This window comes from Sphingomonas palmae (assembly GCF_900109565.1).
Lineage (GTDB): Bacteria > Pseudomonadota > Alphaproteobacteria > Sphingomonadales > Sphingomonadaceae > Sphingomonas > Sphingomonas palmae.
Map to the genome: position 1 here is coordinate 468523 of NZ_FNZZ01000001.1, position 15458 is coordinate 483980.

The 15458-nt window shown below is 64.8% G+C and carries 17 protein-coding genes; 8 read left to right on the forward strand and 9 right to left on the reverse strand.

The window, feature by feature from the left end; genetic code table 11:
- Positions 1 to 105: 105 nt before the first annotated feature.
- The 3 genes from BMW51_RS02260 to BMW51_RS02270 form a co-directional block, all read right to left on the reverse strand.
- A complete protein-coding gene (locus BMW51_RS02260; protein ID WP_093002906.1) occupies positions 106 to 1170 on the reverse strand; it encodes an acyl-CoA dehydrogenase family protein in 1065 nt (354 codons plus the stop codon).
- 145 nt (positions 1171 to 1315) lie between these two features.
- Positions 1316 to 2536: an acyl-CoA dehydrogenase family protein gene (locus BMW51_RS02265; protein WP_093003814.1), complete on the reverse strand. Its 1221-nt coding sequence runs from the start codon at positions 2534 to 2536 to the stop codon at positions 1316 to 1318.
- An 88-nt stretch (positions 2537 to 2624) separates the two neighbouring features.
- Positions 2625 to 3410 (reverse strand): SDR family NAD(P)-dependent oxidoreductase, encoded by a 786-nt coding sequence (locus BMW51_RS02270; protein ID WP_093003816.1) that lies wholly within the window; start codon positions 3408 to 3410, stop codon positions 2625 to 2627.
- A 73-nt stretch (positions 3411 to 3483) separates the two neighbouring features.
- On the opposite strand from BMW51_RS02270, the gene BMW51_RS02275 reads away from it, so the two are divergent.
- From BMW51_RS02275 to dcd, 6 genes are all read left to right on the forward strand, one after another.
- Positions 3484 to 5025, forward strand: a complete 1542-nt coding sequence (locus BMW51_RS02275) for a class I adenylate-forming enzyme family protein (protein WP_093002908.1) — start codon at positions 3484 to 3486, stop codon at positions 5023 to 5025.
- On the forward strand, positions 5022 to 5807 hold the full coding sequence (locus BMW51_RS02280; RefSeq protein WP_093002910.1) for a thioesterase family protein: 786 nt from the start codon (positions 5022 to 5024) through the stop codon (positions 5805 to 5807). The genes BMW51_RS02275 and BMW51_RS02280 overlap by 4 nt, the downstream gene beginning before the upstream one ends.
- Before the next feature lie 244 nt (positions 5808 to 6051).
- The gene (locus BMW51_RS15985) at positions 6052 to 6477 is read left to right on the forward strand and encodes an EF-hand domain-containing protein (protein ID WP_218139356.1); all 426 of its coding nucleotides are present in this window, start codon (positions 6052 to 6054) and stop codon (positions 6475 to 6477) included.
- 79 nt (positions 6478 to 6556) lie between these two features.
- The gene (locus tag BMW51_RS02290; RefSeq protein ID WP_093002914.1) at positions 6557 to 7276 is read left to right on the forward strand and encodes a response regulator; all 720 of its coding nucleotides are present in this window, start codon (positions 6557 to 6559) and stop codon (positions 7274 to 7276) included.
- Positions 7277 to 7329: 53 nt separating this feature from the next.
- Positions 7330 to 8619, forward strand: a complete 1290-nt coding sequence (locus BMW51_RS02295) for a sensor histidine kinase (RefSeq protein ID WP_093003818.1) — start codon at positions 7330 to 7332, stop codon at positions 8617 to 8619.
- Between the two features lie 556 nt (positions 8620 to 9175).
- Entirely contained in the window at positions 9176 to 9730 is a 555-nt protein-coding gene (dcd, locus tag BMW51_RS02300; protein WP_093002916.1) for a dCTP deaminase, read from the forward strand.
- A gap of 56 nt (positions 9731 to 9786) precedes the next feature.
- Here the strand turns inward: dcd and BMW51_RS02305 are convergent, their stop codons facing one another.
- The 5 genes from BMW51_RS02305 to BMW51_RS02325 all read right to left on the reverse strand — a co-directional run bounded on the left by BMW51_RS02305 (position 9787) and on the right by BMW51_RS02325 (position 13288).
- Complete coding sequence (locus BMW51_RS02305) at positions 9787 to 10113, reverse strand: tetratricopeptide repeat protein (RefSeq protein WP_245708238.1); 327 nt, start codon at positions 10111 to 10113, stop codon at positions 9787 to 9789.
- A gap of 629 nt (positions 10114 to 10742) precedes the next feature.
- The gene (locus BMW51_RS02310; RefSeq protein ID WP_177171484.1) at positions 10743 to 11171 is read right to left on the reverse strand and encodes an ExbD/TolR family protein; all 429 of its coding nucleotides are present in this window, start codon (positions 11169 to 11171) and stop codon (positions 10743 to 10745) included.
- Positions 11172 to 11195: 24 nt separating this feature from the next.
- Complete coding sequence (locus BMW51_RS02315) at positions 11196 to 11669, reverse strand: ExbD/TolR family protein (protein ID WP_093002922.1); 474 nt, start codon at positions 11667 to 11669, stop codon at positions 11196 to 11198.
- A gap of 98 nt (positions 11670 to 11767) precedes the next feature.
- Positions 11768 to 12562: a MotA/TolQ/ExbB proton channel family protein gene (locus BMW51_RS02320; protein ID WP_093002924.1), complete on the reverse strand. Its 795-nt coding sequence runs from the start codon at positions 12560 to 12562 to the stop codon at positions 11768 to 11770.
- A 48-nt stretch (positions 12563 to 12610) separates the two neighbouring features.
- Positions 12611 to 13288 (reverse strand): energy transducer TonB, encoded by a 678-nt coding sequence (locus BMW51_RS02325; protein WP_093002926.1) that lies wholly within the window; start codon positions 13286 to 13288, stop codon positions 12611 to 12613.
- A gap of 224 nt (positions 13289 to 13512) precedes the next feature.
- Here BMW51_RS02325 and BMW51_RS02330 point away from each other — a divergent pair, with 224 nt between their 5' ends.
- Positions 13513 to 14412, forward strand: a complete 900-nt coding sequence (locus tag BMW51_RS02330; protein ID WP_245708239.1) for a hypothetical protein — start codon at positions 13513 to 13515, stop codon at positions 14410 to 14412.
- On the opposite strand, the gene BMW51_RS02335 is transcribed toward BMW51_RS02330, so the two are convergent.
- The gene (locus BMW51_RS02335; protein WP_093002928.1) at positions 14387 to 14758 is read right to left on the reverse strand and encodes a dihydroneopterin aldolase; all 372 of its coding nucleotides are present in this window, start codon (positions 14756 to 14758) and stop codon (positions 14387 to 14389) included. The genes BMW51_RS02330 and BMW51_RS02335 overlap by 26 nt on opposite strands.
- Before the next feature lie 140 nt (positions 14759 to 14898).
- On the opposite strand from BMW51_RS02335, the gene BMW51_RS02340 reads away from it, so the two are divergent.
- Complete coding sequence (locus BMW51_RS02340; RefSeq protein ID WP_093002930.1) at positions 14899 to 15423, forward strand: GNAT family N-acetyltransferase; 525 nt, start codon at positions 14899 to 14901, stop codon at positions 15421 to 15423.
- The last annotated feature ends 35 nt before the right edge of the window (positions 15424 to 15458 follow it).

Sequence of the window (15458 nt, forward strand, 5' to 3'; positions counted from 1 at the left end):
TATGTTCGAGTAGATCGGATCGGGCCAATCAGATCAAGACAGTTTGGCTGCTATAACGTGATTATTCGCGTACCGATTGCTTGATCGGTGTTATTCAACTGACGATCAGTAATCGTTGAGACGCCCGAAGCGGTCGCGATGGTAGGCGGCGTTGCCCCACATCGCCTCCAGCACGGCCGCGCGCTTCAGGTACAGACCGGCGTCATATTCGTCGGTCATGCCGACGCCGCCATACAATTGCACCATCTCGCGCGTCACGAGCCGCAGCGTGTCGCCCGCGGTCGCCTTGGCAAGGCTGACCGCCTGATCGATGTCGGAGCGACCGGCGTCGATCGCTTCGAGCGCGCCCTCGACCGTGGAGCGCATCAGTTCGAGCTCGGTCAGCATCTTTGCCATGCGATGCTGTAGCGCCTGGAAGGTCGACAGCACCTGTCCGAACTGAACCCGCTGCTTGAGGTAGTCGAGCGTCTGATGGAACGCGCTGTCCGCCATGCCCAGCATCTCGGCCGCGGTTACCGCCGCCGCACGATCGGCGACCGCCGCGGTCAGCTCGATACCGCCGAGCTTTTCGGCAACAGCATTATCGAAGCGCACCTCGGCATGGCTGCGGCTGTCCGCCATGTGGCGCGAGGTGACAGTCACGCCGTCACCTTTGGCAACGAGGTAGAGCCCGTCTTCAGCCGCGACGACGAACGCGTCGGCCCCGTCACCTTCCGCGACAAAGGCCTTGGTACCGCTCAGTTTTCCGTCCGTGACCTTGGCCTGCACCGAAAGATTATGCGTCGGCCCCTCGTCGATCGCGAGCGTCGCCACTGCCTCTCCGCTCGCCAGCCGGGGCAGCCACTCCTGCTTCGCCTTGTCGGACTTGCCCATCACGATCGCGCTCGCCGCCACCGCGGTCGACGACAGCGGCGAGGCGGCGAGATTGCGGCCGAGCTGTTCGACGACGAGCCCGAGCGACAGATAACCGAACGCCGATCCGCCGAATTCTTCCGGGATGACGATCCCGCCCCAACCCATCTGCCCGATCGCACCCCATGCCTCGGGATCGAAGCCCGTCGCAGGCGCTGCGTCGCGCAACTTGCGAAACGCAGTGACCGGGCTCTCATTGTCGGCCCACTCGCGCGCCATGTCGCGCAACATCACCTGTTCGTCGTTTAAAGCGGCCATGTGTCGTTCCTCGATTGCGGTCGCAGCGCTGAATGGAAGGTCGGGGAGTTAAGCCGGGGAGGAGGAAGTGTTCTGCCGCACTTGCCCCCTCGACCCGGCCCTCTCCGGACGCTGACGGTACAATGCCGCCGCGCCTACCTCGTGTTTATTGGTGGTCGAGCATGCCCAGGATGCGCTTGGCGATGACGTTGTTCTGAATCTCCGACGAACCGCCGTAGATCGACACCGCCTTGCCCCACAGCCAGGTACGCGTCTGCGTCAGCTCTTCCTCGCTGAAGCCTTCGCCCTCCCAGCCGAGCCCCTGCATCCCCATGATCTCGATGTTGAGCTCGGCGCGGTCCTGCGTGATCCGCGCGCCGACGTTCTTCATGATCGAGGTCGCGGCAGACGGCCCCGCGTTACCCTTCGCCTCGAGCGCGGCACGACGAAGCGTCAGCGCGAACGCGCGCTGGTCCATCTCGTGCTTGATGATGCGGGTGCGCAGGTCGGCGTCGGAGAGGCGCCCGTCCGCGTCGATGCCGCGATACTTCTTCGCGATGCTGGGCACGCTGTTGCCGGCGTTCATCCGGCTGGCCGACCCGCTGCCGCCCGACAGAGAGCTACGCTCGTGCTGGAGCAGGCGCGTGCCGATCGTCCAGCCCTGCCCCTCGTGACCGACAAGGTTTTCCTTTGGCACGCGAACGTTGGTGAAGAAGGTTTCGCAGAACGGCGACTGCCCGCTGATCAAGCGGATCGGCTTGGTCTCGACGCCCTCGGCATCCATGTCGATCAGCAGAAAACTGATCCCGGCATGCTTCTGCGTCTTGTCGGTGCGCACCAGCGCGAAGCACTTGTCAGCCCATTGTCCGCCGCTGGTCCAAGTCTTCTGGCCGTTGACGAGGTAGTGATCGCCCTTGTCCTCGGCGAAGGTTTGCAAGCTCGCGAGGTCGGAACCGGCGCCCGGTTCGGAATAGCCCTGGCACCAGCGCACCTCACCCCGGACGATGCCGGGAATGTGCTCGCGCTTCTGCTCCTCGGTGCCGTATTCGAGCAGCGTCGGCCCGAACATCATAACACCCATGCCGCCGATCGGATTATAGGCGCCGACGCGCGCGAGCTCTTCCTGCACGATGCGCGCCTGAGCGCGGTCGAGACCGCCGCCGCCATATTCCTTCGGCCAGGTCGGCACGCCCCAGCCCTTCCCCCCCATCGCCTCGCGCCACTTGCGCTGATCGGGTGTCTCGTCGCCCGGACCCTCGATTGCGGACATGGCATTGTCGGTTCCACGCAGCGACGCGGGGAAGTTGGCGGCGATCCACTCGCGTGCTTCCTGGCGGAAGTCGTCGCCCATGTCGGCGGGACGGGTCTGTTCGGCGGCGCTCGCCATCGCGTCAGTCTCCACGTTCTGAATAAACGGTATGCTCGTGCTCATGCCATAATCGCGGCGTAGTGCAAAGCGCGAAGCGCGCGATCGGTCAGTTCTCCCGACCCGGTCGTCGACTGAGCCCTACGTCGAGGTGCGCGCCGGCATCGACCAGCATCACCTCGCCGGTGATCGCGCGCATCGCCGGGTCGAGCAGCATCTCGATCGGGGTCGCGACCTCGTCAGGACCAGTCGCGAGCGCCATCGGCGTCGCGGCAGCCACCTTGGCGTTGAGTTTCGCGAAGCCTTCCTCACCAAGCCGCTTCTCGAACCAGCCCGTGCCGACGTAGCCCGGCGCCACCGCGTTGACGCGAATCACTGGCGACAGGACCCGTGCCAGGCTTTTCGTCATCGTGATCAGCGCGCCTTTGGAGGCTGCATAGGCGACCGACGAGCCGATCCCGAACACGCCCGCGACACTGGCGACGTTGACGATCGCCCCTTGCGCGCTCCCGCGCAGCGCCGGCGCGGCAGCGCGGATCATCTGAAACGCGGCAATGACGTTCAGCTGATAGACGTCGACGAAGTCGGCGGCGTCGAGCGCGTCGAGGTCCTCGTGGGCCGCGAACCTGGTGCGGCCTGCGTTGTTGACGAGGAAATCGACGCGTCCGAAGCGATCGATCGCAGCGGCGACAAGCTCGCGGCACGCTGCGTCTTCCACGATGTCCGCCTGCACCGCGATTGCGCCATGCCCGACCTCGTACGCCAATGCTTCGGCATCATCGCGGCTGGAGGCGTAGTTGATCACGCACGACACACCGCGCGCCGCCAGCCGCCGCACCGTCGCCGCTCCGATCCCGGTACCACCACCCGTCACGATCGCCACCGAACCCTGCATCACATCTGCCTCCACCGCGTTTTCGAACAACGCGTATGGCATTCGTCAACCGGTTCGCCTAGCGCATGCGCGTATGAGCGAAGAGCAAGATACCGCTAGCCTGCTTGCACAGGAGTTCGGCACGCTGAGTGACCTGATCCGCGTTCACGCGCGGCGCCAGCCTGACAAGCTGGCGATCGCGGACGATGAGACGCAGGTCAGTTACGGCGAGCTCGATCGCTTGATGGACCGCGTGGCGGCCGCGTTGCAGCACGGCGGGACACGGCCCGGACAGGCGGTGGCGTCGGTTGCCTACCCGAGCGTCGGGCAGGCACTGGTCTTCCTGGGCGCACTTCGCGCCGGTGCCGTCGCCGCACCGATCCAGCCCTCGGCGACACCCGATCAGATCGCGGCGATGATCGCGGACTGCGGTGCGCGGACCGTCTTCCTAGACGCCGCCAATGCGGACGCGCTCATCGAGCAGAGGCTGGCTGCCGAGGTGGTGTTGCTCGATCATCTCGAAGTCTGGCTCGCATCCGTTGACAACGAGCCGCAGCTGGTCGAGGTCGGCCCCGAGGACGGCTTCAACATCATCTACTCGTCGGGCACCACCGGCACGCCCAAGGGGATCGTGCAGAGCCACGCGATGCGCTGGCAGCATTTGTCGCGCAACGCAGTCGCCGGGTTCGACACTGCCGTGACGCTGATCGCGACGCCGCTCTACTCGAACACGACCTTGGTCAGCTTTCTGCCGACGCTCGGCTGGGGCGGCAGCGTCGTGCTGATGAAGAAGTTCGACGCGAACGCCTACCTCACGCTCGCGGAGCGTTACCGCGCGACCCACACCATGTTGGTGCCAGTACAGTACCAGCGCATCATGGCGCTGCCCGACTTCGACCGGTTCGACTTGTCGTCGTTCCGGTTCAAGACCTGCACCTCAGCACCATTCAGCGCAGCGCTGAAGCGCGATGTCGTCGCGCGCTGGCCGGGACTGCTGGTGGAATATTACGGCATGACCGAGGGTGGAGGCACCTGCGCGCTGAACGCGAGTGAGCATCCGGACAAGCTCCACACCGTTGGGCGACCGCTGCCAGGACACGACATTCGCCTGATCGACGATGATGGTCGTGAGGTCGCCGCGGGCGAGATGGGCGAGGTCGTCGGTCGTTCGGGCGCGATGATGAGCGGCTATCACGGGCGCGAACAGGCCACGGCCGACGCGACGTGGATCTCGCCCGAAGGTCAGCGCTTCATCCGCCACGGCGACGTCGGTCGCTTCGACGCCGACGGGTTCCTCACCCTGACCGACCGCAAGAAAGACATGATCATCTCGGGGGGCTTCAACATCTTTCCGTCCGACATCGAGGCGGAGCTGGCGGAACACCCCGCGGTCGCCGACTGTACCGTCGTCGGCGTCGCGTCGGAGCAATGGGGCGAGACACCGGTTGGCTTCTACGTGCCCCGCGAAAACGCGAAAACCGGCACGGGGGAAGTGCTCGCCACGGTCAACGCGCGGCTCGGAAAGACGCAACGGCTGTCGGCATTGTACCAGTGCAACGAACTGCCGCGCAGCGCGATCGGCAAGGTGTTGAAGCGCGAGCTGCGCGACCGGCTCGCCGCGGGGGACTTCGCATGACGACGCTCAAACAGGTACTCGCTGCACTCGAGCCGATGAACGACGCCACGGCGTGGCGGGGCACGATCCCCGACGGCTGGTTGCAGGGGCGAACCGCTTACGGCGGACTGTCGGCCGCGATCGCGCTTCACTGCGCCATGCAGTCGGAGGCGGATCTGCCGCCACTGCGTTCGGCGCAGGTCAGCTTCATCGGGCCGCTGTCGGGTGCGATCATGGTCACCACGCACAAGCTGCGTCGGGGCAAGAACGCCGCCTTCATCCAGGCCGACATCGAGAGCGAGGCGGGTCTAGGGTTGCGCTGTACCTTCGTGTTCATGCGCGCGATCGAAAGCGAGGTCGATTACCAGACGACCACCGTTCCCGACTTCGCCCGACCCAACCCCGATGACACGACCTTCAAAGGTCATCCGCGGGTGCCGTTCACGCAGAATTTCGAGTTCCTCGACCAGCGCGAGGCGCCTGACCTAAAGCCCGCCGAATGGCTGCGCTGGACCCGCCTGAATGAGCGCGACGGGATCGATCCGATGGTCGAATTGATCGCGGTCGGAGACTGTCTGCCGCCCGCCGCCTTACGGCTGCTCGGCCGCAACGTGCCGATGAGTTCGATGACGTGGATGCTCAACGTGCTCGGCCCGGCCCCGACGACCGAGGATGGCTGGTGGTTGCTCCGCTCCGACGCCGACTATGCCCGCGCGGGGTCATCGTCGCAGCAGATGGGCATCTGGAACGCGCACGGCGAGATGGTGGCCGAGCAGATGCAGTCAGTCGCGCTGTTCGGTTAGCCGACATATTTCGCGACAAAACAGGGCCGGCGCGACAAAGAGGTGCGACACGCTCAACTTAGGTGATCAGCACGGGGCGGGCAGGCCGCCCGCGTCTGAGGGTCGATCGATGAAGAACCGTATTGGTGCCGCCGTGCTCGGTGCAACGATAATTTGCGCCGGAGCGAGTGCGGCAGCCGTCGCGCAGCAGATGCCCCCTGCTCCGCCGGCTGCCGGCGTCGTGCCACCCCCGCCTGGCGGCGGGATGCGCGGCGGTGGCCTGATGCGCGCCGATGCCAATCACGACGGGATCGTGACACGCGAGGAGGTCATCGCCGACGCGGATCGGCGCTTCGCCGCGATGGACACCAACGGCGATGGCACGGTGAGCCGCGATGAGATGCGCGCCGCCCAACAAGCTCGCGGCCGAGGCGACGGTGCAGAAGGTCGGTCAGATCGCACGCCCCCGACCTCGGCCACCGGCGCACCGGACCGCCGAGGTGGTGCACGGCCACCACTCACTCAGCAGGCATTCCGCGACCGCGCGCTCAGGATGTTCGACCGTGCCGACACCAATCATGACGGGCGGGTGGATGCGCAGGAGATGCAGGCCATGCGCCTGCTCATGCGAGCACGTATGAGTGGCGGCGACGATCGACCGGGTGCACCTCCCAGCGACGAGCAGCAATAAGCAAGAGGGCCGGGCGCTTCGTGCCACCCGGCGCGTCCGCGTTTCACAGGAGCGGCCAAACATGTCAGATGTCGCGGATATGGCCGACATCCCTCACCTGCTGCTCGTCGATGACGAACGTTCGATCCGCGAGCCGCTGGCACAATATCTCACCAAGCAGGGCTTCCGCGTCACTCAGGTGGGCGAGGCAGAGGCAGCACGTGCACGCCTCACCGCTTACGCGATCGACCTCGTCATCCTCGACATCATGATGCCGGGAGAGGACGGATTGTCGCTGTGCCGCCACATTCGCGAGACGAGCGAGACCCCGGTCATCCTGCTTACCGCACGGAGCGAGGAAACCGACCGGATCGTCGGATTGGAGATGGGCGCGGACGATTACGTCGTGAAGCCGTTCTCCCCGCGCGAACTCGCCGCGCGAATCAAAGTCGTGCTCAGGCGTACCGCTGCGGGCGGAACGCGGCAGCACGCGCCGGACGCGGGCGCCTACGCCTTTGCCGGCTGGGTTCTCAAGACGGGCGAGCGCGCGCTGGTCGACCGCGAAGGCGTGTCGGTGGCATTGTCGACCGGCGAATACAATCTCCTGCTCGCGCTCGTCCAACGTCCCCGACAGGTGCTGACGCGCGACCAGTTGCTCGATCTCACGCAAGGGCGCGAGGCGGCCGCGTTCGACCGCGCGATCGACAATCAGGTCAGCCGGCTACGCAAGAAGATCGAACCCGACCCGCGCAATCCCGAGTTGATCAAGACGGTGTGGGGTGGCGGTTACGCGCTGTCGGCCGAAGTCACCCGGCTTTGAGCATCGCACGCGCGCGTTGGCGGCCGGGCTGGCCGCAGAGTCTCGCGGGGCAGATGGCGCTGCTGGTGGCAATCGCGCTGTTCCTCGCGCAGGCGATCAATTTCACGCTGGTGCTCCGCGACCGGGCGAACTTTCGTCTGGCGCAGGCGACTCGCCCGGTAGCGACGCGAATCGTCGACGCGCTGGAACGCGAGCAGGCCGGACGGACGCTCAGCCCCGACCGAGGTCGCGTGCGCCGCGTCGCCGCCAATCCGATCCCGTCCGACCTGCCCCGCCATCCCGAAGTTTCGAGCGAGCTGCGCGAGCAATTGAGTGAATTGGGTCTGCGCGTCGGCCGGATCGACACCGGACTGCAGCCAGCGCCGCTTCATCCGGATGAGCGCGACCTGCGGCTTGGTCGCGATGGTCAGAGCCTGCTGATCGCGGTGGAGCAACCGGGCCGCGGCTGGTTGTCGGTGGTGGCGCCGTGGCCGGGCGGCGGCGGCTACATCTTCTGGCGCCTGTTCGCGCAGACGCTGATCCTCTACATCGTCATGCTCGCGGCGGTGCTGTGGATCGCGCGCCGCATTTCACGCCCTTTGCGCGCGCTCGCCTCCGCCGCGCATGATTTCGATCCCAGCGTGTCTCCGACGCCGATCGTCGAGCACGGCCCTTCCGACGTGCGTGCGGTCACCGCGGCATTCAACGGCCTGCGGCTTCGCGTCACCGCAATGCTCGATGAGAAGGATCGCATGCTCGGCGCGATTGGCCACGACCTTCGCACCCCGCTCGCCGCCCTTCGCGTCCGCATTGAGTCGGTCGAGGACGAACAGGATCGCGCGCGGATGGTGGACACGATCGCGGAAATGAACCGGACTCTCGACGACATTCTGTCGCTTGCTCGCCTCGGTCGTCCCAGCGAGCCGGTGACCGAGGTCGATCTCGCCGCGCTAGTCGACGCAGTAGTGGAGGATTTTCGCGATCTCGGCGCCGACGTGAACTTCGAGGAAGCGGAGCGGTTGCGCATTCGCCTGCGCCCGTCGCTGATCCGCCGCGCCATCCGGAACCTGATCGAGAATGCGATCAAATACGCCGACGGTGCGGAGGTAACGCTCCGGCCCGGCCCCGAGCTGATCGTGATCTCGGTCGCGGACCGCGGGCCCGGCATACCGGCCGAGCGCCTCGCTGACGTATTCGCTCCATTCACGCGGCTGGAAACTTCACGCAATCGTGACACGGGCGGCATCGGTCTCGGCCTCGCGCTGGCACGCGCGATCGTGGAGGAAGCCGGAGGGCAGATCGCGCTCAGCAATCGCGATGGCGGAGGCCTCTGCGCAGAGATCACGCTGCCGCGCGGGCGTTAGCACTCAACACGAATTAGCGTTGAAACTATTGAGAGAGCGATGAAGCGCACCTGCCATCCGGGTCCGCATGTCCTTGCCAATCGCCACTACGTCGCAACATCGCCGACAAAATGCCGCTGCATAGTGCAGCCCCTTCAAAGTGGTATATCTCGCATACCTTCACACCGTCTGCCTCACGCTCTCTCGAAACCTGCAGCACCAAGAAGTCGATTGTATCACGGTGCGGATCAGCAATCGCTGGGCAGCGTACGTCGAGAAGCGGGCTCTCAGCACTAATCCGGTATCCTCGCACAAAGCGCTGAGCTTTGCATCAAGCGCGAGGCCGCCGCTCTTCGCAGTGTATCGTTAGCACCAACAATTTGGCCGAAGCGATCGCTGATCAGCATTACGCAATCCTGCACCGACGGCTTCAACTCGGAAGTGCCGATCTCAGGCTCTGACTAGCCACCGGCGTAGCGCCTGAGTGATGCCGACCCGCGGGGTTTCTATCCACAACTCCCCCTTGCGTCGCCTAGCGGGGCACGCGACAGAGCGGACGTTTCGGGAGTGTCACGCCATGTCTATCCAATCCGACCGCTGGATTCGCGAGCGCGCGATCGAGGATGGCATGATCGAGCCGTTCGTCGAGGCGCAGCGCCGAGACGCGTGCATCAGCTACGGTCTGTCGTCCTACGGCTATGACGCTCGCGTCGCCGACGAGTTCAAGATTTTCACCAATGTCGACAATGCGATCGTTGATCCGAAAGACTTCGCGCAGAACAGCTTTGTCGATCGCAAGACCGACGTCTGTATCATTCCGCCGAACAGCTTCGCCCTGGCTCGGACGGTCGAGTATTTCCGAGTGCCGCGCGACGTGCTGGTCATCTGCCTCGGCAAATCGACCTATGCCCGTTGCGGCATCATCGTCAACGTGACGCCGCTGGAACCCGGCTGGGAGGGCCACGTAACGCTCGAATTCTCGAACACTACGCCTTTGCCGGCGAAGGTCTATGCCAACGAGGGCGCGTGCCAGTTCCTATTCCTGAAGGGCAACGAACCGTGCGAGGTCAGCTACGCCGACCGCGCCGGTAAATACATGGGTCAGCGCGGCGTGACACTGCCGCGACTCTGACGCGATTGCCGCTCGGTCCCGCGGCCGAAAACGACGGCTAGATTAAAAACTACGTGTCAGCGCGATGCGACCGTCGTGCTGAGCCTCGCCAACCCGCGCTGCGCAACCTCGTGCGAAGAGGTAGCGCCGCCATTCGCGAGATCGAGCGACACCGGCTCGGATGCGAGCACGTCGTTATAGAGCGTCCGTGCCTGCGCAACCCGATCGGTCCGCGCATAAACGGCTGCAAGGTTTAGCAGCACTTCCGGACGACGCGGGAAGATCGCGCGTTCTGCAGACAGGGTGGCTTCCGCCTGCGACAGGTTTCCCGCTGCGATTGCCGTGTAGCCGGTGCGATCCTTCGCGAGCGCCGGGGTTGCCACCATCAAGGCCGCGAGGAACATCGAGCAACTGCGCATGACCGTCTCCTAAGCGTTTCACTTTTGTGACACCTTCATTTCACTTTTGCGACGGGCAAGCAAGCCACATTTGTGATCGTGTCAAGGAGAGGAACAGTGCAGAACAGACTCGGTGAGATAGAAGCATCATCTCGCACCGATAGAAGGGGCATTTAAGCCCTGCGCTATGCGGCAAAGCAGCGCCGTCGCTTCCTGAACCGTCTCAGGCGGCAGTCGTGGCGCACGGTTAATCGAGCATCATCTGGCCAGATTGAGCAGCGTTACGCGTGATGGCGAAGACGATGCGGTCTTCGCCTGCCGCGAGTGCCTGGAGGTTGGCTGCACTGACCAATATCAGAAGCTCTGATGCGCACTTATGCGGGTCAGCGGAAAGCTGATATGCGGCTCTGCAAAGCGACTGAGGACACCCCAGCCCGTCTGCGGTTCGATCTAAGGCGCTCCACCCGATCGGAAAAGCCTCTTATCGGGGATGCGTGCGACACGATTGTCGCCGCAAGCACCTTTCTAAATCCAATTCGCAAGTAGTTCTACGTGCCGTAGAAAAAACGAAGGGCGGGCACTCCTGTTTGGAGTACCCGCCCTGTCCAGATCATCCGATCAGGCGAGAGCCGCGATCAGAAATCCTTGTAATATTGCTCGTTGCCGACGAAGCCGAGCTTGGTCACCGCCGAGCGCTTGATGATGGCGAGCGTATTGTCGACCACCTCGTAGCGCGAATTGCGGTCGGGCTGGAACTGAAGCTCCGGCTCCGGGGTCATCGCCGCCGACGTATCGAGATACTGACGCAGCGTGGTGTCGTTCACCGGCGCACCGTTCCACGTGATCGTGCCGGCTGCGTCGATCGCGATCTTGTTCTTGATCGGGTCGACGGGCGGCTTGACCGCATTGGGATCGTTGACCGGCAGATCGACCTTCACCGCATGCGTCGGGATCGGCAGCGTGATGATGAACATGATGAGGAGCACGAGCATGACGTCGATCAACGGCGTCGTGTTCATGTCCATCATGGGTTCGCCGTCGTCGCTCCCAGCACTCATTGCCATAAAAGCTACTCCTCTTGCCGGGTGTCAGGCGCCGGCGCCGACGCCGGGCTGCGAGATGAAGCCGACGCGCGCGAAACCCGCCTGCTGCATGTTGAAGATGGCGCCGCCGATGCAGTGCCACGGCGTGTCGACGTCACCGCGGATGTGCGCTTCCGGCAGTTCCAAGCCGGCGGCGTTCGGGCCACCCTGACGCGCGATCTCTGTCTTCAGCTTGGCGACTGCACGGTCGAGCAGTTCCTGCTGCGTGACGGGCGCGACGCCCCAGTAGACCTTGCACGCGCCCGACGCGTCCGAGGTGATGGAGAGCGACACGTTCTCCGGCTTGGTCGTGGTCGGATCGAACCGGACGTTCGGCAGCTTCACCTTGACCGTCTGGATCGCGACCGGAACCGCGATCAGGAAGATGATGAGGAGCACCAGCATGACGTCCACGAGAGGCGTCGTGTTGATGTCCGAAAGAGGTTTCTCGGTGGCATCGCCACCAACGCTCATCGCCATATGTCAGGCTTTCCTATTCTCCGTCCGTTCGGGCAATAGGCCCGCCGGACAGGCGGCGGGACCGTGCCGCACCGGCACGATCCCCCACCCTCTTTCTTTTACGCGCGAGTCTGCACGCCACCTGCCTGACCGGCGGTGGCGGTCGCACCAGCCGGCTTCACCGGCGCCTTGGTGGCAGCGGCGTTGCCGATCGACGGACGAACCTTGCCGTTCGAGGCGAGGAAGCCGAGCACGTCGTTCGAGAAGGCCGACAGGTCCTCCGCGATCGACTTGTTGCGACGCTGCAGCCAGTTGTAGGCGAGCACGGCCGGAACCGCGACGACCAGGCCGAGCGCGGTCATGATCAGCGCCTCACCGACCGGGCCCGCGACCTTGTCAATCGAGGGATCGCCCGAAGCGCCGATCTTGATCAGCGCGCGGTAGATGCCGACCACGGTGCCGAACAAACCGATGAACGGTGCGGTCGCGCCGACGGTCGCGAGGAACGCCAGACCACCGCCCAGCTTCGAGTTGATGGCCGCTTCCGAACGCGCGAGCGAACCGTGCAGCCAGTCATGCGCCTCGACCGGGTCGGTCAGCTGTGCGTGCTGGTCCTGTGCGGCGAGGCCGTCGTCGACCAGCTGCTTGTAGGCCGAGTTCTTCTCCAGCTTCGCCGAGCCTTCGCGCAGCGAGTTCGACGACCAGAAACCCTGCCGCATGCGCTTGGCCTGGTTCATGATCTTCTGCTGCTCGAACAGCTTCGAGAACAGGATGTAGAACGACACAACCGACATCAGCACCAGGATGGTGAAGACCGACTGCGAGATGATGCCGCCTTCCTTCAGCGCCTGCTGAAGACCGAACTGGTTCTCTGCGGCCGCGGTTCCACCCGCGGCCAGGATGTTGATGATCATGCGGTGGTATTCCCTCTAACTAGCTAAGCTCGGTTGTCCTGAACGCTATCAATTCTGCGGCAGCTTCCACACCACGCGGCGCGTCGCCGTGGTCGCGATGGGATTGCCGGCAGCATCGGTCGCGGGCGAATAGCGTCCGCGCCGCGTGATCGCACGGCATGCTGCCTGATCGAGTGCGCTTGAACCGCTCGACGAGGTCGTGCGGCAATTCTCAACGCGACCCTGCGCGTTGATCGTCCACGCGATCACCGACGTGCCTTCTTCCTCCGCACGGATCGAGCTCGGCGGATAATCGTCCGTCGAGATCCAGTCCGCGGGGTTGCCCTTTGCACCAGCAGCCTTGCTGACGACCGGCGGAGCCGGCGGAGCAGGAGCAGGAGCAGGCGGCGCAGGCGGTGCGACGACCGGCGTCGGCACGTAAACCGGCGGCGGGTTCGGCGTCGTGTTGATCACGACCGGCGGCGGGTTCGGGTTACGAACGATCGGCGGCGGCGAGACGACCGGCGGCGGCGACATGGGAATGTCGGGCGGCGGGGGCGGCGGCTCATCCGGCGGCGGGGGCGGCGGCTCTTCCACGTCGAACGTGTTCAGCTTCTCGACCTGCTTCTTCACGAAGTTGGTCGCTAGGCCGGTCACGAAGGCGTAGCCGAGAGCAAGGTGGACCAATGCCACGATCACCAAGGCGGTGACCTTGCTCCCGCTCATCTTCTGGTCAGAATAGGCCATTCAGCAACGAAACTCCCTCATCCTGCGGCCCTGTTGGGCGGTCGGACAAACCCGACCGTCGAAAACACCCCACGACACTCCCCTGTCGGGAAGGCCGTAGCGTCACGGTTTCTATCGCGGCACCGGAAGCGACGCAAACGCTTTGTCGGGCGCAAGAAACGTACAAGCGTGCGATGACAGATTAATTTCTGTTTCGTTCATCACCGCAGGCGTATTGATGGGCCATGTTTGTCCGTAAGCCACTCAACCTCCTCGCCGTTCCGCTCGTTCTAAGCACGCTCGCACCCGCGACCACACAGACACCCGGTTCCGCCGGTCCTGTCAACGTTGTCGGAGTCGCGGTATCATCGGGCCTGTCCTACGCCGATTTCGCCGACCTGATCGTGGACAGTCCGCTGATCCTCGACGCGACGATCCGGTCAGCGACGCGAATCAAGGGTGAAGAGGCAGCCGGCGCCGCGCCGAACGCAGCACGCTTCTACGTCGAGGGCGATGTCGGCACACTCGTGCGCGGCAGCGGTGCAATACCGGCGCGGGTAGGATGGTTGGTCGACGTACCGCTCGACGCGCGCGGACGCGCGCCCGCGCTCAAGAAGCAGCGCGTGCTCGCCTTCGCGCGCCCGGTCGCGAATCGTCCCGATCAGGTGCAATTGGTGGCCAAGGACGCGCAGCGGCCGTGGTCGCCCGCGGCCGACGCGCTGACCCGCCGCATCGCGACCGATGCGGTGAGCGCGGACGCGCCGCCGATCGTCACGGGCGTCAAAAGCGCCTTCTACGTGCCCGGCAGCCTGCCCGGAGAAGGTGAAACGCAGGTTTTCCTACTGACGAAGAATAATCGCCCTGCCGCGATCTCGGTCCTTCGGCGGCCGGGTGAACAGCCGCGATGGTCGATCGCGCTGAGCGAAGTCATCGACGAGAACGCGACCGCACCCGCGCGTGATACGCTCCTGTGGTATCGCCTCGCCTGCTTCCTGCCGCGAGCGCTGCCCGACAACGCCACTGCCGCGCTCGAGGAGAGCGAAGCGGCGCACGCGCGCGAGGACTACGCCTTTGTCATGCAGCAGCTCGGCGCCTGTCGCGCCGGTGCGGCGGCGCGGGTTAACGGCGGTGACGTACCAGCGTGATCCCGATCGCCTCGCCGGCCTCGGCGATCGCGAGCTTGACGATCTTGACCTTGACGCGTTGCACCCGTGTATCCTGCAGGAACAGCGTCTCGCAGATGTGATCAGCCACCGCCTCGATTAGCGTGAAATGCCCTTCGCTCTCCAGCGCCGCCGTCGCGGCGTGCTTGAGGTCGAGATAGTTCTTGGACGCCGACAGCGGTGTGTCGGGCGAGAAATGCGCGGGCGCGTCGAGCAGCACGGTAAGCGAGATCCGCAGCGGCTGCGGCAGGTGCGTTTCTTCGGAATAGATGCCGGTCAGGACGGGCACTTCGAGGTCGTGAACCTCGAGTTCGAGCGTGTCGTTCATGGCAGCGGCCGTTAGCCAACGTGTCCCGATTGCGCCAGTTGGGTCTTGCCCCGGCGCGACGCGCGCGCACCACTTGCCTCCGCCGGGCGCTTGAGTAAGGGGCGCGGCGCCTGCCTACACGGGGGATCAAGGGATAGCGGATGATTGAACTGGTGCCGATTGGTGATGTTGAGCCCGAGGCTGTCGAGCAACTGCTCGACCGCGCCTTCGGTACCGATCGTCATCGCCGCACTGCTTACGCGCTCCGTTCAGGGACCGTCGCGCTTCCTCGAATAAGTTTTGCAGCGATCCACAACGGCTCGCTCGTCGGCACCATTCAGTGCTGGCCAATCTGGTTCGTCCCCGACCTGCCGGACGGCGAGCGCGTTCCGATGACACTGATGGGTCCGGTCGCGGTCACTCCCGCATACCAGCAAGAAGGTATTGGCCGCCGACTGATGAACGCCGCGCTTGATGCGAACGAAGCCGGCATGGTGCCCGGAAGCGCCGCGCTGATGCTGATCGGCGACCCGGAATATTACGCGCGTTTCTTCGGCTTCTCGGCGGAGCGCACCGCGGCGTGGCGCCTGCCCGGGCCGGTCGAGCGCCACCGGCTGCTCGCACGCGGGTTGAGCGTACCCGACGCCAGCGGAACAATCATGCCGCGGGCGTTGACGAACAGCTGATCACACGCGTGTCTTTACCAGCAGGCGGCGTACCC